Below are 23,985 nucleotides of genomic sequence, written 5' to 3' on the forward strand. Positions count from 1 at the left end.
GAAGAGCGCCGAGCGGACTTGCAAGGCCGGAAGCGTACCGAATGGCCGGATCGCCTCGGCTGGCCGTTTGGGTTCGAGCGCGACCCCATCCCGAAAAAGGGCTCCAGGGACCATCAAATGGCTGACCTTGCCGGCGCAATTCAGCCATAGCGTCCTGTGGTATAAACGGGCAGGCGAGTTCAGGCAGTGACGGAGACCGAAGGCGCGTTATGACCCTCAGAAAGCTGACGGCATCCCGTTTAAGATTTGAACCTGGCGTCCGATACGCCCAACTCGGCGCAGGTCCGTCATGGTGAATGTCCCCTACCAGCGGACCGACAACAGCATCGATCGCGCAGCCAACGCCTTCCTCGATCGCGGCCTCTTCAAGCTCCTGATCGTTCTATCGATCATCCAGTTCAGTGGCGCCTGGTATTGGGGCGGCTTCGACGCTAGCTCGGCATCGCTGGAAGGCCAGCAAATGTTCGGGACACCGTTCCGATATCTGGTGTGGGGGAGCATATCCCTGGCGTTTGCCGTCTACCTGTCTCGATATACGTACCGAGCTCCTCTGCGGGCGCTGATGCCCTTCCTCCCGTTTTTGGGGGTGGGGGTCATATCCGGGTTGCTGGGCGAAAATATCCTGATCGCGGTACGATCCATCACGTTCTGGATACTGATGTTCCTGAGCGCTTTCGCCTCGGCCGCCATGCTGAAACCGCGATCGATCGCGTTCATCATCACCAACACGTTGATGGTGCTCGTTCTCGCGTCCATTGCCATGTCGATCCTCAATCCGACCATCGGTGTCTCAGTCTACGGCGGCGAGACGGTTTGGGTTGGCTTGTTCACGCAGAAGAACACGTTCGGCTTTCTCGCCATGTGCGGCTTCCTGTGCGCTTACGCATTCCATCCCACGATCGGACGCCTCAGAACGGCGTTGCTGGGCATAGGGTCGGCCGTTTGCCTCTTCATGTCCGGATCGATGGGAGCGCTCATGATCGCGTTTGGTGCGATCAGCTACATGGCGCTGGTGATTGCGATCCTGCGTGCCCGTGTCACGACTCCGATTGCGTCGACAATCATCATCGTCAGCGTGGCGTCCCTGGTTGTGTTCGTTCTGACCAACTGGACCGACATCACGCAGACTTTGGGACGAGATCCGACCCTGACGGGGCGAACCGAAATCTGGTCGGCCTACCTCAGCGAAGCCTACAAGAACTGGTTCATCGGCCTTGGACCCGGCTCCTTCTCGGGTGAATCCCGAACCGTCATGACCCTGTTCTACATGTTGAAGGAGCTGGGCAATATCAGGCAGCCCCACAACGCCTACATTCTGTCGTTCGGCGAAGGCGGCATTCTAGGGGTGACCGCCTATGTGTCGGCGCTGGCCTACATGGCGTTCGTGGCTCCGTTCCGGCATCGCACCCCTGAATCCGCCGTCTGCGCCATGTTTGCGTTCGCGATCCTGGTCGCCAGCATTTCGGAGGGGCGAGGCGTGTTCATCGCCACGATCGAGGGGTATCTGCTTCTCCTGTTCCGTACGCTTGCAGTCCGCTCTACGGGGCCGAACTACATTCATAGCAGCCGGCGTGTTTGATTTCCGGCGCTGGAGCTGTTGCCAATGGGGGCTTGTGATGGGGCTATCCGCCCCAATCACTTTCCCTCGGCGAATTTACCAAGCGTCGCCGGAAACGAAGTCGGCGACCTCCTGCTCGGTTGCGCGCCTGTACTGACGAGCACCGTTGATCCAACGGGTCATGACGACCTCTTTGCAAACTTCACCCGTATCCAGCTTCACAGGAGACAACTGGACAATCGCCTCCCACTCGCTCGATCGCCGAGCACCGAAAAACCAATGCAAAAGTTTGAACATGCCAGACACCGTTCGCAATCTGAACGCTCTATAAGCGTGTGAAATAGCACGTACCAGTTTAAAAGCCCAAGCGTATTCCCCAAGGGCACACGACGCTAACAGAGGCTTATCATTTAACTCGAGAAGCCACTTCGTTGTTGGACAGACACGTGGCGACCCGTCTTGTAACAAAGAAACTTTACCCGTCCTCTAAAGAATGAAGTATGAAGAACCGACGCGTGTGCGTCGCGATATGGGAGCGTCTACATCAGGTCGTTGAAGCATCGCTCGAAGCCGATGGGACGCAGATGGGATCGATTTGGGCATGACGGATCTTGTCATCGGGATACCTACCTTTCGGCGCCCTGGTCTCCTGCTGAGATTGCTCGAAAGCCTCCAACCAGAAATCGCCGGTCGTGAGCTGACGCTTATCGTCGCCGACAATGACTGCGATCCCGTAGTTGAGACGCTCGTCTCCGAGTTTCCGCGCGAGGCCGGGCAGCGCTTCATCTATCTGCCCGTGTCCGAGCGTGGCCTTTCTCCCAACCGCAACGCTCTCGTGGACGCGGCTATGCGGGAAGCGCCCGACTGGCGCCGCCTCATCATGATGGACGACGATGGGTATGTGTCCGAAGGTTGGCTGGCGACCCTTCTCGCCTGCGCCGACACTTACGAGCCGCACCTTGTGGGCGGGCCAGTTGAAGGCTTGCTTCCGCCCGATGCCGGGCTTCTTGCGCGCAACAGCATCTTTGCCAGCCGTCGCGGCGCCGCGACAGGGCCGACCAAGCTCCTGCGTACCGCGCAGAACCTTCTCATCTCACGCCGCCTACTCGACCTCGTGGAAAGCCCTCTTTTCCGCAACGCCTACAAAGCCTCCGGTGGAGAGGACTACGACTTGTTCCGCCGAGTTCAAGCGGCTGGGGGAGAGATGGTCTGGTGTGAAGAGGCATTGGTCTACGAGCCGCCTGCGGAGCAGCTGCGCCCCGCTACGGTGCTGAAACGCTACTATACGACCGGCATCTACATGTCGAAAATCGATCAAAGCTATGATGGCACGGGCGCGACGTGGCGGCTGGCCGTCAAGGGCAGCGTCGGTGCGCTCGCTCGGCTTGCCTTATCGTTGCCAAAGCTGCGCAAGGATCCCATCGCCAAGAACCTTCTGACGATCGCCCATTACTCGGGCCGCCTCGTCGGGATGGCCGGAGGCCATACGTCGCGATACGACAAGTCATAGGGCTCTGTCAGGCAGACGCGGCTTTCTGTTTGAAGCGCCTTAGCTCTCTGGTGTTGCCCTTCCGTCATCACCCATAGAGTGTGGACGTGCAATTCATACGTTTCGGTAAGTTAACGAAATGTGTGTCTATCGCGGGGGACTAAATGGCGACGTCAGTTGCACAGAGCGCTTCGACTCAAGCAGGCATGAATGTGATGCCTCCTCTGGTGTTGGATGAATACACCATCGTAGGAACCGAGGGCGATGATAACCTATCCCCGCCCAATCCAGAAAATCCACATATTCCAGAACGTTACGTGGTGTTCGGACTAGGGGGCAATGATGTTCTGTCGCCTGGTAGCATTGGCAACACGGCCACGATCTACGGCGGCGCAGGGAACGACACCATTTACGGCGGTGGAGGAAGTCAGCTTTTTGGAGAAGACGGGGACGACACCATCCACAGCGGCATCAGCTATGATATCACCAATGCCCCGGTGGGCGACTCCATTGATGGCGGAGCGGGTATTGATACCTGGGTGACCAATGTCTCCCTCTCCAACTACACCGCGAGACTCGACGGCACGTCCATCTATCTCGACTCCGCATCCGAAACGCGTCCTGCCTATCCTTTGTATGCGCAGAATATGGAGATCGTGAGTTTCATCGAAGGCACATTCACGATCCAAGACCTTCGTGACCATGTGTATCGGGGCACTGACGGGAATGACACGCTTCGGGCGCCCACGAATGCTCCCTGGACGCTCGCCGGGGGCCTTGGAAACGATCGGTATTTCATCGAGAAGGCCGGGGACGTCGTGAGCGAGAAAGCCGGCGAAGGCTACGATCAGGTGATCACCTCGCTCAGCCATACCCTGGAAGCAAACGTCGAGAGCCTTCAGCTCGTCGGTTCGGGGAACATCGCTGGTACGGGCAACGATCTTGCCAACTACATCGGGGGCAACAGCGGCAACAACACGCTCGATGGTCGAGGTGGCGCTGACACCATGGTCGGCGGGCGCGGCAACGACAGCTATATCGTGGACAACGTAGGCGACCGCGTTGTGGAAGGCGTTGGCGAAGGCACCGATCGCGTCATCTCCTCGATCAGCTACACGCTGACGGACAACGTTGAGAACTTGCAACTCGTGCATAGCGGGAACACGCAAGGGATCGGCAACTCGCTTGCCAACTACATGGGCGGCAATAGCGGGAACAATCTCCTCGACGGTCGCGGCGGTGCGGATACCCTCTATGGAGGAGGTGGAAGGGACACCTTCGTTTTCCGCGCCGGCGAAGCGAACGGCGACGTCGTTGGCGACTTCACGGGTGCCAGCCAAACAGGTGGCGACGTTCTCATGTTCGTCGGCTACGGTGAGGGCGCGTCTCTGACCCGCGTTGGTGCGACAGACAAATACGTCGTGAAAAATGCCGACTCCTCCATCGTGGAAACGATCAAGATCACGGGCGTGTTCGACGTGGCGACGGGCTCGGATTTCGACGACGTTCTGTTCGCCTGATCGAAGGGGGGCATCGTTGCATCTGGGTTAGCAGTCTATCGAAAGACGCCGCCGAAAGGGGCGGCGTCTTATCTCCTTGATTGGAGGCGACGACGACTATCGACCCTTCGAAGCCGTTTGTCGCCCTTTCAGCTTGCGCCGTTAGCGGACGTTCCGTCTGAAACGCCGAACTGACCCCGCTCGTCTCAAATTTTCAGTCCTTTGGGAATAAGCGCCGTTCCCCGTCGTCTTCCGTGGGCCAATCTCGGCCGAACCGAAGGACACCGAGCCATGAAGACCCTCCTCGCAGCCATCGCCATTCTCTCCGCCGGGGCTTCGGCCGCGCTTGCGGGGCCCGCCGGCGACATGGCGAAGGCGCATATCGAAGCGATCGCCAAGGGCGATACCGCTGCGGTCACCGCCGCCTACGCGCCATCCGCAACGCTTCACTGGGTCGGCGGTCCGCTCGATGGCACCTATACGGGTCCCGAGATCGCCGCGACCTGGGCGAAGTTCGCCAAGGCGCAGACGGGCCTGAAGGCCAACGTCGTGAACATGACCGAGAGTATGAACCCGAAGGGCGCCACCGTCCTCGCCGATGTCGTCTTCGCCAACGACAACAAGATCCCCGTGCGCTACGTCATGCTATTCCGGGACGGCAAGCTCGCCGACGAGATCTGGCAGATCGACCCCGCGCTGGCGAAGTAAGGCATGTCCACCGACGAGATCGCGGCGCGGATCGAACCGCTCATTCCGGGCCTGAGGCGCTACGCCTATGGGCTGGTGCGCGATGGCGACGCCGCCGACGATCTCGTCCAGGACTGCCTGGAGCGCGCCGTCGGGCGCTGGCACCTGCGTCGACCGGAGGGCGACCTGCGCGCTTGGCTGTTCGCCATCCTGCGCAATCTCCACCTCTCGGGCCTGCGCCAGCACAAGCGGCGTGGGCCCCACGTTGCGCTCGACGAGATGGCCTCGCCGCCGGCGGTGGACGGCGACCAGGACGGCCGCGCCGGGCTTCGCGACGTCCTGGCCGGGCTCGATGCGCTGAGCGAAGAGCACCGCACCGTCCTCCTTCTCGTCGGCGTCGAGGACATGAGCTACGACGAGGCGGCGCGGGTGATCGGGCTTCCGGTCGGCACGGTCATGTCGCGCCTGTCGCGGGCGCGTGAGAAGCTGCGCGCCATCCTGGAGACCGGGATCCGCGCGCCCTTGAGGAGAGTCAAATGAGCCGCAGGGACGCGCCCGTCGGTGAGGACGACCTGCAAGCCTATGTGGACGAACGGCTCGGGCTAGAGCGGCTGTCCGCAGTCGAGGCCTATCTCACCGAGCGACCGGAGATCGCCGTGGCCATCGAGCGCGACCGCGAGATCGCCCGAGCGCTGCGCGAACGGCTGGCCTTCAAGGCGGAAGAGCCGATCCCGGCGCGGCTGCGCATCGCGAACATCCGCGAGGCCCGGCGCGGTCGCTTTGCTGTCACGCGCCTGCGCATCGCGGCCGTCATGGGCTGGCTCATCCTCGGCAGCGCCGGCGGGTGGCTGGCGAACGACGCCTTACGCGCGCCGGTGGAGCCGACCCGAGTGGCCGTCATGGCCGACGAGGCGATCGCGGCGCATCGCACCTTCGTGGTCGAGGTGGTCCATCCCGTCGAAGTGCGCGCCGAAGAGGAGGCGCATCTCCTGCAATGGCTGTCGAAGCGGCTGGGAACACGGCTGTCGGCCCCGGACCTGACGGGGCTCGGCTATCGGCTGATGGGCGGGCGGCTCCTGCCTGCGGGCGCGGGTCCCGCCGCGATGCTGATGTACGACGACGACCAGGGCACGCGGCTGACCCTCTTCATCAAGACCGACGAGAAGGACGAGACGTCGTTCCAGTTCGTCGAGGAGGACGGCATCTCCGCCTTCTTCTGGCGCGACGCCGGCCTCGGCTATGTCGTCTCGGCCGAGGCGCCCCGCGAGCGATTGATGGCGGTGGCGACCGCCGTCTACGACAGCCTGAACCGCCCGGCGCCAAGCTTCTCCGGTGGTACGCTGTGACGCTCGACCAGCTTCGCGTGTTCGTCGCCGTGGCCGAGCGCGAGCACGTGACGGAAGCGGCAAAGGCGCTGAACCTCACGCAGTCGGCGACGAGCGCCGCCATCGCCGCGCTGGAGGAGCGCCACGACGTCCGCCTGTTCGACCGCGTCGGACGGCGGATCGAACTGACCGAGGCAGGTCGGCTCTTCCTGCCCGAGGCTCGCGCCGTCCTTGCCCGTGCCGAGGACGCCGGCATCGCGCTGGCAGAACTCGCCGGACTGAAGCGGGGTCGCCTCCGCATCGTCGCCAGCCAGACGGTCGCGAACCACTGGCTGCCGCCGATGCTCGCTCGCTTCAAGGCCTGCCATCCCGGGATCGACCTTCGGCTGAGCATCGCCAACACGGCGCGCACGGCCGAGGCGGTGCTGGATGGCACGGCCGATCTCGGCTTCGTGGAGGACGAGCTTGGCGATGTCCGGCTCGGCACGCAACGCGTCGCCGATGATCGACTGATGCTGGTCGCGGCATCAGGGCACAGAGGCTCCGGGTCTCCCGTCGCGGCCCGGGATCTCGCGTCGGCGCGCTGGGTGCTGCGCGAACGGGGTTCGGGCACCCGCGCGATCCTCGAAGGCGCGCTCGAAGCCTTCGGTGTCGATCCCACCGCGTTGTCGGTCGAACTTGAACTGCCCTCGAACGAGGCGGTGCGCACGGCGATCGAGGCGGGCGCCGGCCTCGGAATCCTCCCCGCCGTGGTCGCGGATGCCGGCCTTCGCATGCGGACACTGGTGGCGCTGCCCTTCGACCTGCCGTCGCGCGGGTTCCATTCGGTGCTGGCGAGGGACCGTCACCCGAGCCGAGCCGTCGCCGCCTTTCTCGCCGAGTTGCCGACGATCGAGGTTCCGCCGGCGTGATCGATGGATCGACCACGTCCGGACGACATTCGGTCGACGCGATCGTCGAGCGTCTCGCGGAACTGCCCGGCAAGGCCGACCTGTTCAACCCGTATGCCGGGTTCGACGCGGAGATCGAGGACGCGGACGCGCCGGCGACCCGCTGTCGCAATCTCCAGCGCTATCTCGCTGGGATGGCGGATCGCGGCGTCAGCGACCTCTGGCTCGGCGAAGCGCCCTCGCGCTTTGGGGCGCGTCGGACCGGTGTGCCGTTCACGGGCGACGGGCGGCTCGCCGACCTGTCGCAGCGGCTCGGCGTCGTTCCGCCGCTGGCGCGGGCGACGCGCGAGACCCTGCCGACCCGGGAGTCCGGAACCTCTCGTGAGATCTGGAACGCGATGCCCGCCTCGCTGCCGCTGTTCTGGAACGCGGTGCTTTTCCATCCCCATCGCGGCGTCCTGCCCTTGCGCAACCGGACGCCGACCTGGACCGAGATCGCCGCGCACCGGGAGGTGCTGGCGATGATCGTCGCGATCTTCGCGCCGCGCCGTATCCTCTGCATCGGCCGGGTGGCGCAGCGTGCGGCGGACGGACTCGGCATCCCCACCACCTACGTGCGCCACCCCGCCCAGGGTGGCGCGGTCCGGTTCCGGGCTGGCGTCGCCGCGTTCCTCGACAACCGCCCGCCGGCGGCTGCCCCTCCTTCTCTCAGCCGGCCTTGAGGCAGGGCGAGACGAAGAGATCGCCCCGCCAGGCGCCGCGCACCGTCCGCGTGCCGACGATCACCCAAAGCACCGCCAGCACCGCGACGAGCACCGCGCCGAAGACGTGGATGGCGGCAATCGGCAGGAGGGTGCCGAGCTTCAGCGTGGCCACGGCATAGACGCCGAGCGGGAACGTGTAACCCCACCAGCCGATGTTGAAGGGAAGGCCGTCGCGCAGGTAGCGCAGCGTCACGAGCACGGCCATCGCCAGCCACCAAAGCCCGTAGCCCCAGAGGAGCAGGCCGCCGAAGAGACCGAGTCCTTCCGCAAAGGCGCTGAAGCGCTCCAGACCGTTGGCGGACAGGATCGCGGGCGCTGCGCCGCCCAGCGTCATCAGCCCGAGCGCGCCGGTGCCGATCGGTCCGAGCGCAAGCCAGCTCGACGCCGCCATGTTGGCATGCGGCAGCTTGTGGATGGCCATGCGCAGGAGGAGCACGACGAGGATGCTGAGCGCGATCGGCACCGACAGCGCCCAGAGCGCATAGGAGAGCGTCAGCACGACGAGCTGGGAATGGGGGGCGACGAGATGCGGCGCGAGCAGCCCACCGGAGACAGCCGCGACTTCGGCCGCGACCACCGGCAGGAGCCAGACTGCGGTCATCTGGTCGATCGTGTGGCTCTGGCGCGTGAACATCATGAAGGGGATGGCGACCCCGCAGGCCGCCGCCATCGCGACGTCGATCCACCAGAGCGTCTCTGCGATCCCGACCGCCACCTCGCCGTAGCGCGGCAGGCCGAAGATCAGGAAGCCGTTGACGATGGTGGCGAGGCCCATCGGGATGCAGCCGAAGAACATCGACACGACGGAATGGCCGAAGATGCGCTTGGCCCCGTCGAAGAAGAAGATCCAGCGGGCGGCGTAGAGCCCGGCGAAGAGCGTGAAGAGCGCGATGTTGCACATCCAGAGGCCCTCGGCCACCGGATGCAGCATCGGCACGTCAGCCTGGAACTGCGACAGCGCGATCGCGAGTATCCCGGTGCCCATCGTGGCGGCGAACCAGTTCGGGGTGAACTGGCGCACGACCTCGCGCGGGCTGTCGAGGCGCGACAGGGGTTGAAGGCCGAGGGTGACGGCACGCATCTGTTCGAAGGTCATCGGTGGGGGTCCTTGTCCTGCGCGGACCATGCGCCACCGCGATCGTTCGATCCAACGCGTTGTTTATGTCGTTTCGATCGACGGAGGCGATGGATCCCGTTCGGTCGCCTCGCCCTCGAAAAAATGTTGCCGCCACGGGAATGAATGGCGTCCGCGCGCGTCTTCTTTCCGACCCGTGCTTCGAGGATCCTCCGTTTCCATGCTGAAGACGCTTCTCCTGACCCTGGCCTTCGCCGGGGCGTCACTCTCCTCGGCCGAGGCACAGGACGCGCCCGCCCACCAGCACTCGGCGATGGCGCCGGCCACGCTCGACGGCTCTCACTATGCCGAGGTTACCGCCGAGGCGATGGAGAGGATGCACGCCGGCATGATGTCGGCTCCGGTGACCGGTGATCCCGAGCACGACTTCCTGTCCCAGATGATCCCGCATCACCAGGGCGCGATCGACATGGCCAAGGCCGTCCTCGGCTCCACCGAGGACCCGGCGATCCGCAACCTCGCCCAGTCCATCATCACCGAACAGACCTACGAGATCACGCTGATGCGCTCGATGCTCGCCGCATCCGCCGACACGACCGCACTCGTTCCGGAGACGACACCATGATCCGCACAACCCTCCTCGCCGCCGCGCTTCTCGTCTCGACGTCGGCCTTCGCGCTGCCCGCCGCCTCCGACCGGGTCTACACCGCCGACCAGAACTCCAACACGGTCTCGGTCATCGATCCCGTCGCGAACAAGCTTCTGGGCCAGATCCGGCTCGGCAATCCGCGCCCGGACGTTCTGAGCCCCCTCTACAAGGGTGAGGTCAACGTCCACGGCCTCGGCTTCTCGCCAGACCACAGGACGCTCGTCGTCGTCTCGACGGTGACGAACTCCGTCACCTTCATCGACACGGCGACCAATGCCGTGAAGGGCACGACCTATATCGGGCGCAACCCGCACGAGGCCTTCTTCACGCCGGACGGGAAGCAAGTCTGGGCGACGGTCCGCGGCGAGGACTATCTGTCGGTGATCGATGCCGCGACCTTCAAGGAGACGGGCCGCATCCCGACGACGAGCGGTCCGGGCATGACCAAGTTCTCGCGCGACGGCAAACTCGCCTTCGTCGCCAACTCGTTCAACCCGGTGCTCGAGGTCTTCGACGTCGCCAGCCATGCGTTGGTGAAGCGGATCCCGGTCGTCTCGCCCTTCGTACCCTTCGTACAGGTGAGCCCGGACGGCAGCGACGTCTGGCTGACGCACAAGGACGTCGGCAAGGTCACCCGCGTCGATGCCAGGACACTCGAGGTGAAGGAGGTGATCGACAGCGGGCCGATCTCCAACCACCTCGGCTTCGGCACGGTGGACGGCGAGACGCTGGTCTACGTGACGATCGGCGGCGAAAACGTCGTCAAGGTCTACAAGTCCGGCGAGAAGACCCAGCTCGTCGCGACCATCCCGGTCGGCGCACTGCCGCACGGCATCTGGGGATCGGAAGACGGCAGCCGGATCTTCGTCGGGCTCGAGAACGGCGACAAGGTCGATGTGATCAACACGGCCGAGCAGAAGGTCGTGGCCGATATCCCGGTCGGACAGGCCCCGCAGGCCCTTGTCTTCGTGCCGGGCGCGGTGCCTGAAGGTGCGGGCACTGAAAACCTTATGCCGTTGAAGGCGGGTCGGGAGAACCTGACGCTATCGCTGAAGGCGCCCGAGGGCGCGGACGGTTCCGGCATGGTCGTCTCGCGCAATCTCGGGCTCGTCGATGCGATCGACGTCAGCGTCGCCAAGCTGAAGCCGATGACCGAATACGGCGTGTTCTTCGAAGGCCAGGACGAGCCTGTCGTGGTGCTGAAGACCAACGACAAGGGCGCCGGCATGGCCTCCAGCATCGGCCCGGTGCGCACGATCGCCGTCCCAGGAGAGCCGATGGCGGCAAAGGAGCCGCGGCTGGTCGTGGTCGAGGGTCTGAAGGGCACCGCCAGCCCGATCCTCACCAGCCGCTAGAGACGGCGGGGTCCAAAATCGCCATGTTCGGCGCCAGCAACAGTCCGCGCCGAATAGGCTTGGTGGCATGTTCGCTGCGTGTGGCGATGTCCTTGGAGCCAGTCGTTACGGGGTGGACTCAATTTGAGTGTTGCCGAACCCGTCGGGAGCAAATGAATGTCAGCTATATACGAGGAGCAGCAGTAAGCGGACAGGCGGAAAACCACCCTGTCCGGTCTGTGGCGGCAGAGAAGCAGACGCCCGCAAGCGGTCCATCCGCTTTCGACCCATTCGCGACTGCCAGTCACCTGTCGCTGACAATCCAAAGCGGACGTCCGACAACGTCGCTTAGAGGTCTCCGATCCTAGAACAATGACCTGCCGAAATGCGCCATCCGTGTTCGTCTTGGTGCCAGATCCGAGTGTAGGCAAATGTGCCGGATACCGGATTCTGGTCGTACATCGCTTCGAGCCTTGCCTTGGTCGTTACGACGATGAATCCGTGCAGAGGATGAAAGGCAGTCTCGAAAAGATCAAGACGCTGGATGCATAAGACCCGGCTGCGGTGGGCCTCCAAATCCTCTTCCTTGGTCATCACGTTTCCCATCGGACCCGTGAAGACGAGATCGTCATCGATCAATTCTGACAACGTCTCGACGTCCCCGGCAATCATCGCCGTCCGAAGCTTCTCCTCGCAGGCCAATATGTCCTGGGCTTCCCGCATTGCCGCTCCTGATACAGTCCGTCGCACAGAACCTACGTGGATCTGGCCGGTCGAGGAAGGGCCGCATTCGCAAGCATCTTTCTCGGAAACTACCTAGTAGCTTTCCACCCCGTCCGGTCTCCTGCGGCCTAGAAAGTGGATGTCCGCAAGCGGTCCATCTGCTAGCGACCCAACGCTTCCTTGGCCTGGTCCTTTGCGATCTCCAAGAAGCGGTCCTAGACTGCAGATCGTTTTGGTTTTCGAGCGTTCAAATGTCCCTAGTTTGGCATGTCGAAGAGGTCGCTCTGAACGTCCGTCCCTCACCCGTGGAGACTTATCAGGACGGCTGGTTGATCCGGGCCTCCGGCGGCACGGTGCGACGGACGAACTGCATCAGTCCGACGCCTTTTCGGTCGGACGATTTCACATCTGTACTCGCCGCTGGCGAGGCCCTGTATCATCGGCTCGGGCGACCGACGATCGTCAAGATCCTGTCGATCGGCGACGATGTCGACGAGATGCTCGCTGATCGCGGCTATACCATTGATGCTCCCAGTCAGGTTCTTTTGGCCCCCGACATCGCGAGTCGGTCCCGATCCAAAGCAGTGGCAGTCGAGACGGGAGCCGTGCCTGCGGATTGGATCGAGGCTTGGATGGCGTTCGGTGGCTCGCCCCCGGCTGGCAGCTTTCTGAGTGCGTCCTTGTCAGCCATAACCTTGCCTGCTGCTTATGCATCGTATCGGCAGAAGGGCGAGATCGTTGCCTTGGCGTACGGCATCATCCATCGCGGCATTCTCGGTATCGACGCCGTCGCGACAAGACCTGATGCGCGGGGACGAGGGCTGGCGGGGCAGGTTGTGTCGAGCCTCCAGAATTGGGCGCATCAGAACAAGGCGACGTCCGCCTGTTTGTCGGTCCTGGCCGACAACCCGGCCGCACATGCCCTCTACCGTCGAACAGGATTTGTCCGCCATCTCTACGACTACCACTATCGCCTAAGGGATTAAGCCATGCGTCGAACCGCAGCTAAGTAGCCCTGACAGCCGAAAGCTGCCTGACCGGTTTCCACCCCGTTCAGTCTCAGACCGCCAAGAAAGCGGACGCTCGAAAGCGGTCCATCCGCTATCGACCCTTCTAAGACCACCAGCGGCGACGCCGACCCGCCCCGAAGCGGACGTTCACGCTCGCCGCCATCCGGCTGCCAGGACGCCCGCGCCGATCATGAACGAGCCGCCCGTCCGGTTCACCCAGCGCTGGACGTTGGGCTTGCGGATCGAGGACCGGGCGGCGGATGCGAGCAGAGCGTAGAGCGCGGCATTCAGCGTCGCCAGAACTAGGAACGTCGCCTCGAAGATTGCGAGCTGCGGCAGGAGGGGTCGGGCCGTGTCTAGGAACTGGGGCAGGAAGGCGACGAAGAAGACGAGACCCTTCGGGTTGAGCGCGGTGACGACGTAGGTGTGAAGGAAGATGCATAGCGGGCGCTCGCGTCCCGCAGAGGCCTCGCCTTCACCACCCTCCTCGGTGCCGAGGGAACGCACTGGTGCGCGCCATAGCTTGATCCCGAGATAGACGAGGTAGGCCGCGCCCATCCATTTAAGGGTCGTGAACAGCGTGGCCGACGTGGCGAGAAGCGCGCCGAGCCCCAGCATCGATGCGGTCATGGCGGTGAAGTCGCCGAGCGCGACGCCGGCGACCGTGGCTGTCGCGATCCGGCGGCCGTGGCTGAGGGCGTAGGAGACGACGAGCAGGAGCGTGGGTCCAGGGATGGCGAGAAGAACGGCGGAGGCCGCCGCGAAGGCAAGCCAATGTTCCAGCGACATGGGTGTCGGCTCCATGCGGCGGGAGCTGAGAGCAATCCATCGAAACGGGATCAGCGCAAGTCCTGCCAAGGCTACCAATCGCCTGCACCGTCGGCACCACCGATCGCCGTCACCACGATCTCGTCCAACGGCTTGCGGGACCGAGGCGCCCGCTCGCGCTCATGCAACGCGGGCGGCAAGCTCTCCGGGGCGCCGAGGTAGCCGACGGCGATCACCGTGACGGGAACCAGATCGGGCGGGATGGCGGCGACCGTGCGAACCCGCTCCGCGTCGAAGCCCGCCATCTGGTGGACGTGGAGATCGAGGGCGCTGGCTTGGAGCGTCAGGTGCGCGACAGCCTGACCAAGATCGTAGCGGGCGTGCGGGTGGGGCGTACCGTCCGGCTTCAGGGGCCGCTCCAGCGCCAGGATCAGGAGCGGGGCTTGGGTCGCCCAGACCGCGTTCGTGTCCGTCAAGCAGCTTGCGAGCCCATCGAACGCGTCGGTTCCCCTCGCACCATGGGCGAAGGCCCAAGGCTGGAGGTTGTTGGCGGACGGTGCCCAGCGCGCCGCCTCGAACAGCGTCGCGACGACGTCATTGGGAACGGGAAGGCTTGCGAAGGCCCGCGGGCTTCGCCGGGACGCCAGGAGAGGGTGAAGCGTCGGCTCTGCGAGGATGGTCTGGGACATGGGGTTGGTCTCCGGTTCGCCCCGTCCTGCCATCGGGCGCGCCGTGGTCCCAGCGCAGAATTCGCGATAGGGTGTGCGACGAGATCACAGGTTCGACGTATGCCGCGCAAGCTCCCGCCTCTGTCTGCCGCGCTCGCCTTCGAGGCGACGGTTCGCCTTGGCACGACGGTCGCGGCAGCCGCCGAGATCGGCGTGACGCACGGGGCGGTCAGCCGGCGGATCGGACAGTTGGAAGCGTGGCTCGGCCGTCCCCTCTTCCGCCGTGAGGGTGGGCGCCTCGTGCCGAACGACGAAGGCGTGGCCTACGCGGACATGCTCGCTCGCACCTTCGACCTCATTGAGAAGGGAACCCGATCGGTCGCCGACGAGGGCGAGCGGGTGGTTCGCGTCAACACGACAGCCTCGTTTGCGGCTGAATGGCTCCTGCCGCGCTTGGCCCGCTTCCGAAGCACCCACCCGGATGTCGAGGTCTGGGTGGACGAGACGAAGAACCATGTCGATCCTCGGTCGGGCGGCTGCGATGTTGCGATCCGCATGGGAAGCAGACCCCAGCCCGCAGGCGGTGCGGAAGCCTTGATAACGGACCGCCTCGTGCCCGTCTGCACGCCGGAGATGGCGCGTCAGCTCGTCCGCCCCGCCGATCTGCAAGACGTCCCCCTTCTGCACGACCTCGACCCCGCCGCGCAGTGGAGCCGCTGGGCGTCGCTTTTCTGTCCAACTGACGGTCCGCCGGACGACCGCCTCGGACGCGGGCAGCGCTTCGCCAGTTCTTCGCTTCTCCTACAAGCGGCTGCGTCGGGTCAGGGCGTCGCGCTTGTGCATGAGCGACTGGCCGAGCGGTGGATCGGCGATGGGCGGCTCGTCCAGCCGTTCTCCGAGGCGGTGGATCTGGGCGAGGCGCATTGGATCGTCGTCCGCTCGACTGATACGCATCGCCGCCCGCTCCGACGGTTCCTCATATGGCTGCGCGAGGAAGCGGGTAGACCAGTGGGCGAACGGCAGCTTTCTCCAATGTTGGTTTGAAACCGGACAGTCGGCAATCCACCCAACACGGTCACTATGCGGGCGCCTGAATCCGTGATCGAGCAAGCACTTCACCGCTATGGATGAGCAGCGGATGTTTCGACGCCACCATCGGGTTCGTCCTGTCCTCTCACCTCGTCCCGCGCCCGCTGGATCGTCTGCCGGCTGACGCCATAGTCGCGCGAGAGCTTCGACACCGAAGCCCCCTCCCCCAGCTTCTCGCGGACCACATGCTTCTGTGCATCCGTCAGGCTGCGCGGACGGCCCAGCACCTTGCCCTGTTCCTTTGCCCGGATCAGGCCCGCATGGGTGCGCTCGATCAGGAGATCGCGCTCGAACTCGGCGACCGCGTTGATGACGCTCATCGTCATACGGCCTGTCGAGCTGGTAAGGTCCACACCGCCCAGGGCCAGGCAATGAACCTTCACGCCCATCGCCGCCAGCGTCTCGACCGTCGTGCGCACATCCATCGCGTTGCGGCCGAGCCGGTCCATCTTGGTGACGACGAGGATGTCGCCTTCTTCCATCCGGTCGAGAAGACGCGTGAAGCCCTCGCGCTCCTTTGTGGCAACCGATCCGGAGACGGTTTCCGAGACGACGCGGCGGGCATGGACGTCGAAGCCGGCGGCCTTGATCTCACCGATCTGGTTTTCGGTGGTCTGGCCGTGTGTGGAGACGCGGACATAGGCAAAAGTTCGGGACATCGGGCCTCGAAAACGACCTTATACGTCACGATCTTATAGGGCATGTCCGATACGTCGGATAGCTGGTTTCTGATCAGCCTCTGCGGAGCCTGTCCTTAAACGATCGATTTAGTGCAGTTCATGTTGGAGCGAACTGGGTAATTTAGCCGTCTTAAGGCTTTTGCACGTCGACGCACCGGATGCGATATTGTGCACCATTTGGGCGATTTGGCACATATGTCAGGAAATGGGCCAGAAAAGTTCGAAGTAGATTGAAGGTATGGGTGATGGCTGCTGCAAAAGGTAAGATCGTAGAAGGTGGACGTGTGATCCTGCCCGCCGCGTTTCGCAAATCCATGGGTCTGGCGAAAGGCGATACCGTCCTGATCGAACTGCATGGCGAGGAGCTTCGCATTCGCCCCGCACGCTCTGCCCTACGGCGTTTGCAGGACAAGCTGAGGGACTATGCCCCCGAAAACGGATCGGTCGCAGATGAGCTGATTGCCGATCGTCGGCAGGAAGCGGCTGGCGAGTAAGGCATGGCCTGCGTTCTCGATGCCTCCGCCGTCCTGTGTTTGCTGTTTTCCGAGAAGGGTGCCGAGAAGGTCGAAGCCCGTCTTGGTGATGCCAGTATCTCGGTCGTCAACTACACCGAGGTTCTTTCCAAGCTCGTTGATCGCGGGCTCAATGCCGAGGAGGCGATCCGGGATCTGTCAGATCTCGACATCACCGTTCTGCCGGTCGGCCAAGAGGTCGCGGAAGAAGCGGCCCGATTGCTTAGCTTGTCGAAGGAAGCCGGGCTGTCGCTGGGCGATCGCTTCTGCTTGGCGCTCGCCCGCAGCCTCGACGTCCCAGCCCTGACCACAGATCGGGCTTGGAAGGACATCGCTAAACCCGCTGGGGTTAAGGTCGAGCTCGTCCGTTGATCGGACGCGACGAGGCGATGACGACATGACGAGACGCAAGACGCCAGTGGCCAGCGAGCAGTCCGTACAGATCGATCTGTTCGGAGGCACCTCTTCCCTGCGCCATCCGCGCAAGGAACCTCATTCACCTGCCCCCATGCGTCGTATTCCGACCGCCAAGACGACGGCGTCCGCGGCACCGCAGCCCGAGGTTGAGGCGGCCATGGTTGAGTGTTTGGAGCACACCGGTCGCTACCGCGTCTTGCGCAAGCTCGCGCCGCGCGAGGTCAAACCTCACCTTCATCCCCCGGCCGATCGCGCGCCGGGCTCCTGGCCACGCCTCGGCGTGATCCTCGACACGGAGACGACCGGCCTCGACCACGCCGCGCACGAGGTGATCGAGCTTGGCATGGTCGCGTTCACCTATGACGAAGCGGGCGTGTGCGACGTCGTCTGCGTGTTCTCTCAGTTGCAGCAGCCGGCGGGGCCTATCACGCCTGACATCACGAGGATCACCGGCATCACGGACGAGATGGTCGCCGGGCAGCGGATCGACGTCGAGGCGGTTCGCCGCTTCGTCGAGCCCGCCGATCTCGTGATCGCGCACAACGCGCGCTTCGACCGCCCCTTCTGCGAGAAGCTCTGCCACGGGTTCGAGGCCAAGCCCTGGGCCTGCTCGGTGTCGGAGGTGGATTGGACAGCGCTCGGCTTCGAGGGGACCAAGCTCGGCTATCTCGTCGGCCAATGCGGCTATTTCCACAACGGGCACCGGGCGGTGGACGACTGCCACGCGCTGCTCGAAGTCCTTGCCCAACCGTCGCGAACAGGGGCAGAGCCCGCTTTCCGCCAGCTTCTGTCCTCGGCCGCTTCCGCGCGCCTTCGCGTGCACGCGCTCGGCTCGCCCTTCCACACCAAGGACATTCTCAAGGCACGAGGTTATCGCTGGAGCGACGGAACGGGACGCCAGCCGAAATGCTGGTGGCGCGAGATCGCGGAAGACGCGATGGACGAGGAAGCACACTTTCTGGAAACCGAGGTCTATGCCGGCGGCATGAACGCCCATGTCGAGCGCCTCACCGCTTGCGAGCGGTTCAAGGCATAGGCCGCGCACAGCGGATATAAGCTGCTGGCATTCCGCAGAGCCCGCCGAAACTGAAATTAGCATCGGCAGCTAAGCGCCCATCCCCGTCGTTCAGCCCACGTGCGACCTGTCTTCAAAGCTGCCGTTCATTCAGCGCCGCTGAATGGTTTTGCAAGAACCACTCCCGTGAACGGCAGTCGATGGGCATAGTACCTATTAATCGTTCGAAGCTGTGATCTGTGAATAAAGCTGACCGTTGGAACGCACTTCAGTGGTTCGTGCTATCTATCATTACAAACGATACCGATATCGCGACGCAATACGGTTGGGTTGCTACTGTCTATAACTGCCGTCCATCGATTTGAAGAAAGTGGTGGAATTCGTATCTGCATTAGCTGGACGTACAGTGCGTTCACCGACCTGCATAAGAGGGAAATGGCCATGACTGAGGGAGTTGGTGTGCACCTGCCCGTAGCTAGCAGTAAAGCGATCCTGGGCCACGAGGGTGAGATGCTGGTATCGTTGGCGGTGGCGAAGGCCGGGCATCACTATCGCCCAAACTCTGGACTGGACTTCGGTGTCGACGGCCGCATCGAAATACTCCGCCCTGACGGGAAGCAGATGGTCGCGACGGGTCGTGAAATCGCCGTCCAGTCGAAGCGGGGTAAGGGCGTGATGCAGTCAACGCGCTACGGGCGAACCTACTACTTCTCCGAAGCTCATGCCAACTACTGGCTAGGTCATTCCCTTCCAGTAATCGTCGCGCACTCTTGGGAGGGGGACGCCGTCCGCTGGGCACCGGTGACGACCGACACGGTGCGAAAGACAGAGCACGGATATGCTATCGATCTGCCCGAATACAGCGATCTCGCGTCCGCTGGAACGGAGCTTGCCAAGCTCGCCGATCCTACTGCCCGGAAGGCCTCGGGAGCTCGCACGGAGACTTTTCTCATCAGAGTCTCCATTCACGGCGACCTCACCGATGATCCCGAGGAAATCGGACTGGGGGCACTCGAAACCTCCCGGAAGATGATCCGCGGCGTCAGTGCAACGGTGGAAGTGGAGCTCGAGGGAACTGACATTCTGATAGCGGAACTCGACACGCTCGCCGACCTGGAGTCGCCGGACGGCAATGCGCGCCGTCGCCGGATGCAGTTCGAAGATGCACTCGCTGCTTACCGCTCTAAAGCGGACTTCCTTACGCGAGCGGTCTCTCTGCTCCTCGGAAGCAAGGAACTGATGGAGTTCTTCGGCAACGATGATCATGCGTTGACAGACGCCTTAGTCACACTTCTCCGCGACCAAGCCAGGAGAGACGGTGATCGCACCGCGCTGCAGACCTGGCCCGGGTCACGCCAGCACGCGCTCGTGGTCGGCTTCGACGTAAATCGGGCGGAGCTGAACGAGATGTTCGCTCGCGCGCCTGAGCTCGCCGGTACGTTTAGACTCGCCGACGCCAGCGGTTTCCTCGTAAGGGATTTACCGCGTTCGGCGATCCAATCAGGACTGCTTCCACGCTTGGCTCGCCGCTTCGTCAATTACGCGATCACCACCGGCATGGCTGATCACGAGGTACTGTCGTCTTCCCGCATGGACCTCGAAAATTGGATGGTCGGTCTTGCCTGAGGCGACGCGACAGCCCCGGGATTTCTCTGCCGCCGAACTGCATGCGCTTGCCCACTCGCTTCCGCTGGATGGCAGTGTCGTGTTCTGCGACGACAGCGAGGTGGGCGCCGCCGATGGCATGCTGCCCGACGTGGGTCTGCTGGCAGCGATCGAGATGACGCCAGTCGCCTACGCGTCCGCAGCAAAACGCCTGACCTCCTATCGCGAGAAGAATACCCTTCCCGAGTTCCACGCCACTGACATCGTAGCAGGCCGTCGGAATACCTTCTGGGCCACCGTGCCGCACGAAATGAGACTTCAGGCGTTCCGCGAGGTCTCCACGGCGTTGGTCGAGACCCAAGCCCGCCTTTCCTATGTGCACCTCCCGCGAAGCCAGTACGAGGAGATGCGGACGCGGCTGAAACAGAACGGTTTCGACCCGAAGCTGAATTGGAAGGCAGCGATGAGGAGAGTTGTTCTGCGAACGCTGATCGAGGAGGCGGACCGCAGGTCGGCTCCGACATTGATCGTAATCGACCAGGATCGGCCACTGCACGGACCGCGGCTTGTCACCAGCGAGGCGGCACCAAGTTTGGCAGGCGGGGGTGTGCTCGCCGCCCCCTCGGACCAAGTGATCGGCCTGCAACTCGCCGACATGGCCGCTTTTTGCATGGGACGCTATCTGCGTCGACGTCCGCGCAACCGGACTATCTCCCTCGCAGGGAACAAGGACCAGATGCTTTTGATCGCCTCGGAAGGTGACGACGAGCGTGCGCGCGACACGATCGCTGGACTCGAAGGCTTTGACGGAGTGGTGATCGAGACGGTGGCGGCCTTCGCGGGCCGCACGCGGTCGCTCCTGCGTTCCTAGGCAGCGCCGTCTGCATCTCATTGTTGCCAAGACTTTGTCGAGCGATGGCATCAACGAGCTATTCGGCTATGCCGATACCGCGCTCTACCGCGCCAAAGCCAACTGCAGCGCCCGCTTGGGAGACGCTGGCAGCTAAGCGCGCTGCGTCGGCGGCATCGCGCCCTTCTTAGCCGTGCAGATTGATCGAGCTCGATCCTGCAACTTGCCGTTCGTGAACTAAGCTCCGAATCGCAGTCAGAACGACTGGCATCGGGACGTTAGACGCTTGCCGCGAGCAACTTGCCACGCCAGCGATCGATGACATCGTCGAAATTGATCTCTCGCCAATCGGCATTCCACTCCTGAAGATAGTTGACGCTGCGCGAGTGCGGTTCGGGAACCGGCAGTGCGAAGCGGCCGACCGTCGGCATTAGGGGGGCGTCACCGACAATGAGGAACTCGCCTTGACCAAGATTGGGGAGCAGGTCACCGATGCCGGCGGAGAGATCGGGAAGGAGAGATTTGATGTAGCTTTGATCGACAGCGTTGGTCAGCCGAAGCGAGATGAAGTTCGAGCATTGCGAGAAAATCGTCTCCGATACCTCCGATGGCCGCTGGCTCACAACCATCAGCGTGACGCCGTATTTGCGGCCCTCTTTCGCGATCCGCTCGATCGATTTACGCGATGAATCATATTGCGCCCCTCCTGATCGAGGCACGTAGTTATGGGCCTCCTCACACACTACCATTATCGGCACGTCGCTAACGTCGCCGTCGACATGGCGCCTCTTTGAATAATGGAAGCCAAAGTCGAAAATTATCCGCGAGATCAAGCTAACGACAATGCTTAGCACCTCGAACGGGATGCCGCTCAAATCAACGATCGACACGTTGGATTGTGTGAGATAGCCGATAAACTGGCGTACCACGTTGGCAAAGTCGCCTGTAGTCAGATCGCTACCATCCGATCGTTTTGGATAAAAAAGAAATCGAAGCCGGGGATCTGCTAGTCGTGTCCTCAGTCGAAGTATCAACCTGTCGAACTCACCGTTAAACGGACCCCCTTTAGCTTTGGCTTCCTTAGTCTGACTGGCGACCACGAACTCCAATAGATCCGTAAAGTAATGATCCTCTCGATTGTGGATGAGGGTGCCGTCAGTGCACTTAGGTCTATTTTCTCCCGCCATCTGACTAATGACCTCGGAGTTCATATTTTCGAGGTAATTTACCACTTCATCGATCGAAAAATAGACAGGCGTGTCAAATGAAATATTGGTAAGAGTCGGGTTGTGACGGCACTTGTTTTGTACCACTGCATGGCGGAACTGAGATATCTGGTTATGTGAATTAAGTTCGCTGCTTTCAATGAAGATTTCTTCCAGCTCCTGAGCGTTCATAAGCCAGTAGGGAAGCTGGAGCGTATCGACGTCCAGCAGGTTGAGCGTGAAGCCCTCGGCTTTTTCGAGCCTGAAAGCCGCTGCGTATTCGGCATGTATGTCGAATATGACAATGTGAGAGTTCTTCTGCGCACCCTTGTGCGCATTCGCCTTTGCCTGGATGCCCACAACGGTCTGCAGGATTTTCGCGACCGCGCATGATTTTCCAGATCCGGTCGATCCGACCACCGCGACGTGTTTGCTGAAAAACCGGTCCCCATCGATCTCGAATTTTACGTCGGGCGCGACGCTGAGCGTCCCAAACGAGAAAGGCGATCGTATCTGCTTTGAGAAAATGTCTCCGAGAACCGCTGGCGGCGTCACGTAGGCGTATTCCGTCGGGACCGGCAGCGCCGGCGTTCCGCGGGTGAATTCGTCTTCCTCAGAAAGCGTGCCGATCGGCTGAGTGTCGATCTGGAAGCGGAAGGCGACTGAATCAGCGTCAGCGCTGTTGCCGTCGTCAGCAGCAACGGGCTTCGCGCGGTCGATGTGGGACGCACGAACCGCCGTGATCGTGGCGAGCAAGTAGAGATTATTCCCTGAGGCAATCAACAGGTATTGCCCGACGCCCAGTTTGGTTTTGTGATTTTCGAAATCTTCGGCGCTGCTGATTTCGATGCGCACCAGCGACGGTGAGCTATCAGTTACACTGCCGATGTGGTTTCCGAGATCAGGCATAGGTGGTCCTTAGCTGCAGAGCATATTCAAGGTCGGAGAGCCGCTCGATCTCGAAACGGTGGACATCTACGTCATGGTGAGCCCAAGGGTCATCCGCGACGTTGACGAGGAAAAGCTCGTCGGGCCGCTTTGGCGGTTCTTCCTTCACGATGTCCCGGCTGGCAAGGCGCAAACTAAACTCAATGGCGAACGGCGATTTTTTGACCATCGGGCGCCGGAATAAATCATTGGCCCGAAACGCGGTGCCCACGAGCCCGTTGGCGCAGCGAAGACCGGCATCATGGAGGCGCGTTTCCAGCCCGCTGACGTCGTATTCTCCGACGACCATGAATAGTGGAGGGTTCGAATGCAGGTACTTGCAGCAATATCGCTCGACGAATTTCTTGATGAAGCGGACGATGTCTTCGTCGAACTTTTCAATCGCAGCGGGGGCAAGGACGAAGGTACGCCCGCGCGAATTCTGTCCAAGCGATGGCTTGAGGTCTTCGCGAAGCCGCTTGAAGATCTGGGCGCGTGTCGCAAGCTCTCGGGTCCAGCGAGTGAAGGTCACCTTCCGAACGTCGTGAAGGGCGCCGAGGAAAGCCGATGGATCAACGGTCCGATCTGCCACGCTGGCTTGGGTAGCTAAATCGACGATGCGTTGAATCGCATGGGGATAGATGACCGCCTCGACATCCTCGGCCGAGAACCCCTTGCCGCGTAGTTCATCCAGAACCTTCTGTTGGAGAGCGTCGGTTGATTGCCCGAACTCGATGGTTAACCGCTTAAGAAACTCTTCGTGATCAACGCCAGCCACAATGCGTCTTATAATCGCTTTGAGTGGATCTGACCCTGTCCCAAGAACCGTTTCCAGTTCCAGCTTGGACAGTGTGCGGCTGCCACTCTGGTCAGGAAAATGGCAAAAAAGTCGATAATAGACTTTGGGCGTTTGGCTCGCGTTTTTCGAGAAATGCTCAAGCATAAGCAAGATTGGCTTATATATCTTACCCAGCGTAAACTTATCGGCCTGCTCATGATATTTACACTGCACGGCGGTCGTGAAGCCGGCCGTCGCCACATCGATGTCCTCGATCGCGCCTTCAATGGTTACCTTGGTGCCAGTTCCAGCCGCCAGGATCTCCGAAAGGTATCGGAGAAATTGGTAGAGGTAGCCCTTGATCGAATATTCTGCAGTTCTGGCCACGTCCCCACCCTTCTCGGCGAGAATGATCTGCGGCCTCATCTGCGTCAAGCAATCCAAGTCCGGAGATCGTACGGGGCGGAG

Annotated in this window: 25 protein-coding genes; 17 read left to right on the top strand and 8 right to left on the bottom strand. The window is 62.3% G+C overall.

The genetic code is table 11. The features are described 5' to 3' along the window. Nucleotides 1–289: 289 nt before the first annotated feature. Entirely contained in the window at nt 290–1,579 is a 1,290-nt protein-coding gene (locus NS365_RS05235; protein WP_058599229.1) for an O-antigen ligase family protein, read from the top strand. A gap of 75 nt (nt 1,580–1,654) precedes the next feature. Here NS365_RS05235 and NS365_RS05240 read toward each other — a convergent pair whose 3' ends face one another. Next, nucleotides 1,655–1,855 (bottom strand): hypothetical protein, encoded by a 201-nt coding sequence (locus tag NS365_RS05240; RefSeq protein WP_058599230.1) that lies wholly within the window; start codon nt 1,853–1,855, stop codon nt 1,655–1,657. A 304-nt stretch (nt 1,856–2,159) separates the two neighbouring features. On the opposite strand from NS365_RS05240, the gene NS365_RS05245 reads away from it, so the two are divergent. The 7 genes from NS365_RS05245 (at nt 2,160) to NS365_RS05275 (ending at nt 8,170) form a co-directional block, all read left to right on the top strand. Further along, nucleotides 2,160–3,068 carry a glycosyltransferase family 2 protein gene (locus tag NS365_RS05245; protein ID WP_082684436.1) on the top strand — a complete coding sequence of 303 codons (909 nt, stop codon included), beginning with the start codon at nt 2,160–2,162 and terminating at the stop codon, nt 3,066–3,068. Between the two features lie 143 nt (nt 3,069–3,211). Then, nucleotides 3,212–4,567 (top strand): calcium-binding protein, encoded by a 1,356-nt coding sequence (locus NS365_RS05250; protein WP_153003667.1) that lies wholly within the window; start codon nt 3,212–3,214, stop codon nt 4,565–4,567. Nucleotides 4,568–4,837: 270 nt separating this feature from the next. Next, nucleotides 4,838–5,254 (top strand): nuclear transport factor 2 family protein, encoded by a 417-nt coding sequence (locus tag NS365_RS05255; protein ID WP_058599233.1) that lies wholly within the window; start codon nt 4,838–4,840, stop codon nt 5,252–5,254. Between the two features lie 3 nt (nt 5,255–5,257). Next, nucleotides 5,258–5,773: an RNA polymerase sigma factor gene (locus tag NS365_RS05260; RefSeq protein WP_058599234.1), complete on the top strand. Its 516-nt coding sequence runs from the start codon at nt 5,258–5,260 to the stop codon at nt 5,771–5,773. Beyond that, on the top strand, nt 5,770–6,579 hold the full coding sequence (locus NS365_RS05265; RefSeq protein ID WP_058599235.1) for an anti-sigma factor family protein: 810 nt from the start codon (nt 5,770–5,772) through the stop codon (nt 6,577–6,579). The genes NS365_RS05260 and NS365_RS05265 overlap by 4 nt, the downstream gene beginning before the upstream one ends. Beyond that, nucleotides 6,576–7,469 carry a LysR substrate-binding domain-containing protein gene (locus NS365_RS05270; protein WP_058599236.1) on the top strand — a complete coding sequence of 298 codons (894 nt, stop codon included), beginning with the start codon at nt 6,576–6,578 and terminating at the stop codon, nt 7,467–7,469. The genes NS365_RS05265 and NS365_RS05270 overlap by 4 nt, the downstream gene beginning before the upstream one ends. Further along, on the top strand, nt 7,466–8,170 hold the full coding sequence (locus tag NS365_RS05275) for a uracil-DNA glycosylase family protein (RefSeq protein WP_058599237.1): 705 nt from the start codon (nt 7,466–7,468) through the stop codon (nt 8,168–8,170). Before NS365_RS05270 ends, NS365_RS05275 begins: the two co-directional genes overlap by 4 nt. Here the strand turns inward: NS365_RS05275 and NS365_RS05280 are convergent. Then, nucleotides 8,157–9,308 (bottom strand): TDT family transporter, encoded by a 1,152-nt coding sequence (locus tag NS365_RS05280; RefSeq protein ID WP_058599238.1) that lies wholly within the window; start codon nt 9,306–9,308, stop codon nt 8,157–8,159. The genes NS365_RS05275 and NS365_RS05280 overlap by 14 nt on opposite strands. Before the next feature lie 199 nt (nt 9,309–9,507). Here NS365_RS05280 and NS365_RS05285 point away from each other — a divergent pair, with 199 nt between their 5' ends. Both NS365_RS05285 and NS365_RS05290 read left to right on the top strand, forming a co-directional pair. Further along, the gene (locus NS365_RS05285; RefSeq protein ID WP_058599239.1) at nt 9,508–9,912 is read left to right on the top strand and encodes a DUF305 domain-containing protein; all 405 of its coding nucleotides are present in this window, start codon (nt 9,508–9,510) and stop codon (nt 9,910–9,912) included. Continuing rightward, nucleotides 9,909–11,291: a YncE family protein gene (locus tag NS365_RS05290; protein WP_058599240.1), complete on the top strand. Its 1,383-nt coding sequence runs from the start codon at nt 9,909–9,911 to the stop codon at nt 11,289–11,291. The genes NS365_RS05285 and NS365_RS05290 overlap by 4 nt, the downstream gene beginning before the upstream one ends. Nucleotides 11,292–11,618: 327 nt before the next feature. Here NS365_RS05290 and NS365_RS05295 read toward each other — a convergent pair whose 3' ends face one another. Beyond that, nucleotides 11,619–11,993, bottom strand: a complete 375-nt coding sequence (locus tag NS365_RS05295) for a nuclear transport factor 2 family protein (protein ID WP_058599241.1) — start codon at nt 11,991–11,993, stop codon at nt 11,619–11,621. 251 nt (nt 11,994–12,244) lie between these two features. Between NS365_RS05295 and NS365_RS05300 the strand changes: the two genes are divergently transcribed. After that, a complete protein-coding gene (locus NS365_RS05300) occupies nt 12,245–12,979 on the top strand; it encodes a GNAT family N-acetyltransferase (RefSeq protein WP_058599242.1) in 735 nt (244 codons plus the stop codon). Between the two features lie 171 nt (nt 12,980–13,150). On the opposite strand, the gene NS365_RS05305 is transcribed toward NS365_RS05300, so the two are convergent. Next, entirely contained in the window at nt 13,151–13,792 is a 642-nt protein-coding gene (locus NS365_RS05305) for a LysE family translocator (RefSeq protein ID WP_058599243.1), read from the bottom strand. A gap of 71 nt (nt 13,793–13,863) precedes the next feature. Then, entirely contained in the window at nt 13,864–14,460 is a 597-nt protein-coding gene (locus NS365_RS05310) for a nitroreductase family protein (protein WP_058599244.1), read from the bottom strand. 99 nt (nt 14,461–14,559) lie between these two features. Between NS365_RS05310 and NS365_RS05315 the strand changes: the two genes are divergently transcribed. Then, on the top strand, nt 14,560–15,483 hold the full coding sequence (locus NS365_RS05315; protein ID WP_058599245.1) for a LysR substrate-binding domain-containing protein: 924 nt from the start codon (nt 14,560–14,562) through the stop codon (nt 15,481–15,483). A 77-nt stretch (nt 15,484–15,560) separates the two neighbouring features. Here NS365_RS05315 and NS365_RS05320 read toward each other — a convergent pair whose 3' ends face one another. Next, a complete protein-coding gene (locus NS365_RS05320) occupies nt 15,561–16,187 on the bottom strand; it encodes a recombinase family protein (protein ID WP_058599246.1) in 627 nt (208 codons plus the stop codon). 266 nt (nt 16,188–16,453) lie between these two features. Here NS365_RS05320 and NS365_RS05325 point away from each other — a divergent pair, with 266 nt between their 5' ends. The 5 genes from NS365_RS05325 (at nt 16,454) to NS365_RS05345 (ending at nt 20,628) form a co-directional block, all read left to right on the top strand. Further along, on the top strand, nt 16,454–16,702 hold the full coding sequence (locus NS365_RS05325) for an AbrB/MazE/SpoVT family DNA-binding domain-containing protein (RefSeq protein WP_019997403.1): 249 nt from the start codon (nt 16,454–16,456) through the stop codon (nt 16,700–16,702). Between the two features lie 3 nt (nt 16,703–16,705). Then, the gene (locus NS365_RS05330) at nt 16,706–17,092 is read left to right on the top strand and encodes a type II toxin-antitoxin system VapC family toxin (protein ID WP_058599247.1); all 387 of its coding nucleotides are present in this window, start codon (nt 16,706–16,708) and stop codon (nt 17,090–17,092) included. A gap of 25 nt (nt 17,093–17,117) precedes the next feature. Further along, entirely contained in the window at nt 17,118–18,173 is a 1,056-nt protein-coding gene (locus tag NS365_RS05335; RefSeq protein WP_244498365.1) for a 3'-5' exonuclease, read from the top strand. 420 nt (nt 18,174–18,593) lie between these two features. Then, the gene (locus NS365_RS05340) at nt 18,594–19,778 is read left to right on the top strand and encodes a DUF4365 domain-containing protein (protein WP_058599248.1); all 1,185 of its coding nucleotides are present in this window, start codon (nt 18,594–18,596) and stop codon (nt 19,776–19,778) included. Continuing rightward, on the top strand, nt 19,771–20,628 hold the full coding sequence (locus NS365_RS05345; protein ID WP_058599249.1) for a DUF3800 domain-containing protein: 858 nt from the start codon (nt 19,771–19,773) through the stop codon (nt 20,626–20,628). The genes NS365_RS05340 and NS365_RS05345 overlap by 8 nt, the downstream gene beginning before the upstream one ends. Before the next feature lie 257 nt (nt 20,629–20,885). On the opposite strand, the gene NS365_RS05350 is transcribed toward NS365_RS05345, so the two are convergent. Next, nucleotides 20,886–22,721 (bottom strand): ATP-binding protein, encoded by a 1,836-nt coding sequence (locus tag NS365_RS05350; RefSeq protein ID WP_058599250.1) that lies wholly within the window; start codon nt 22,719–22,721, stop codon nt 20,886–20,888. Then, entirely contained in the window at nt 22,714–23,943 is a 1,230-nt protein-coding gene (locus NS365_RS05355) for a hypothetical protein (protein WP_153003668.1), read from the bottom strand. Before NS365_RS05355 ends, NS365_RS05350 begins: the two co-directional genes overlap by 8 nt. Between the last annotated feature and the right edge of the window lie 42 nt (nt 23,944–23,985).

This window comes from Aureimonas ureilytica, assembly GCF_001475935.1.
Lineage (GTDB): Bacteria > Pseudomonadota > Alphaproteobacteria > Rhizobiales > Rhizobiaceae > Aureimonas > Aureimonas ureilytica_A.

Excerpts from the sequence above, each read along its gene's own strand:
- NS365_RS05300 (WP_058599242.1), top strand. The coding sequence starts at position 12,245 with ATGTCCCTAGTTTGGCATGTCGAAGAGGTCGCTCTGAACGTCCGTCCC.
- NS365_RS05285 (WP_058599239.1), top strand. The coding sequence starts at position 9,508 with ATGCTGAAGACGCTTCTCCTGACCCTGGCCTTCGCCGGGGCGTCACTC.
- NS365_RS05315 (WP_058599245.1), top strand. The coding sequence starts at position 14,560 with ATGCCGCGCAAGCTCCCGCCTCTGTCTGCCGCGCTCGCCTTCGAGGCG.
- NS365_RS05295 (WP_058599241.1), bottom strand. The coding sequence starts at position 11,993 with ATGCGGGAAGCCCAGGACATATTGGCCTGCGAGGAGAAGCTTCGGACG.
- NS365_RS05350 (WP_058599250.1), bottom strand. The coding sequence starts at position 22,721 with ATGCCTGATCTCGGAAACCACATCGGCAGTGTAACTGATAGCTCACCG.
- NS365_RS05235 (WP_058599229.1), top strand. The coding sequence starts at position 290 with ATGGTGAATGTCCCCTACCAGCGGACCGACAACAGCATCGATCGCGCA.
- NS365_RS05255 (WP_058599233.1), top strand. The coding sequence starts at position 4,838 with ATGAAGACCCTCCTCGCAGCCATCGCCATTCTCTCCGCCGGGGCTTCG.
- NS365_RS05330 (WP_058599247.1), top strand. The coding sequence starts at position 16,706 with ATGGCCTGCGTTCTCGATGCCTCCGCCGTCCTGTGTTTGCTGTTTTCC.
- NS365_RS05280 (WP_058599238.1), bottom strand. The coding sequence starts at position 9,308 with ATGACCTTCGAACAGATGCGTGCCGTCACCCTCGGCCTTCAACCCCTG.
- NS365_RS05250 (WP_153003667.1), top strand. The coding sequence starts at position 3,212 with ATGGCGACGTCAGTTGCACAGAGCGCTTCGACTCAAGCAGGCATGAAT.
- NS365_RS05240 (WP_058599230.1), bottom strand. The coding sequence starts at position 1,855 with ATGTTCAAACTTTTGCATTGGTTTTTCGGTGCTCGGCGATCGAGCGAG.
- NS365_RS05340 (WP_058599248.1), top strand. The coding sequence starts at position 18,594 with ATGACTGAGGGAGTTGGTGTGCACCTGCCCGTAGCTAGCAGTAAAGCG.
- NS365_RS05355 (WP_153003668.1), bottom strand. The coding sequence starts at position 23,943 with ATGAGGCCGCAGATCATTCTCGCCGAGAAGGGTGGGGACGTGGCCAGA.
- NS365_RS05310 (WP_058599244.1), bottom strand. The coding sequence starts at position 14,460 with ATGTCCCAGACCATCCTCGCAGAGCCGACGCTTCACCCTCTCCTGGCG.
- NS365_RS05325 (WP_019997403.1), top strand. The coding sequence starts at position 16,454 with ATGGCTGCTGCAAAAGGTAAGATCGTAGAAGGTGGACGTGTGATCCTG.
- NS365_RS05290 (WP_058599240.1), top strand. The coding sequence starts at position 9,909 with ATGATCCGCACAACCCTCCTCGCCGCCGCGCTTCTCGTCTCGACGTCG.
- NS365_RS05320 (WP_058599246.1), bottom strand. The coding sequence starts at position 16,187 with ATGTCCCGAACTTTTGCCTATGTCCGCGTCTCCACACACGGCCAGACC.
- NS365_RS05245 (WP_082684436.1), top strand. The coding sequence starts at position 2,160 with ATGACGGATCTTGTCATCGGGATACCTACCTTTCGGCGCCCTGGTCTC.
- NS365_RS05265 (WP_058599235.1), top strand. The coding sequence starts at position 5,770 with ATGAGCCGCAGGGACGCGCCCGTCGGTGAGGACGACCTGCAAGCCTAT.
- NS365_RS05305 (WP_058599243.1), bottom strand. The coding sequence starts at position 13,792 with ATGTCGCTGGAACATTGGCTTGCCTTCGCGGCGGCCTCCGCCGTTCTT.
- NS365_RS05335 (WP_244498365.1), top strand. The coding sequence starts at position 17,118 with ATGACGAGACGCAAGACGCCAGTGGCCAGCGAGCAGTCCGTACAGATC.
- NS365_RS05260 (WP_058599234.1), top strand. The coding sequence starts at position 5,258 with ATGTCCACCGACGAGATCGCGGCGCGGATCGAACCGCTCATTCCGGGC.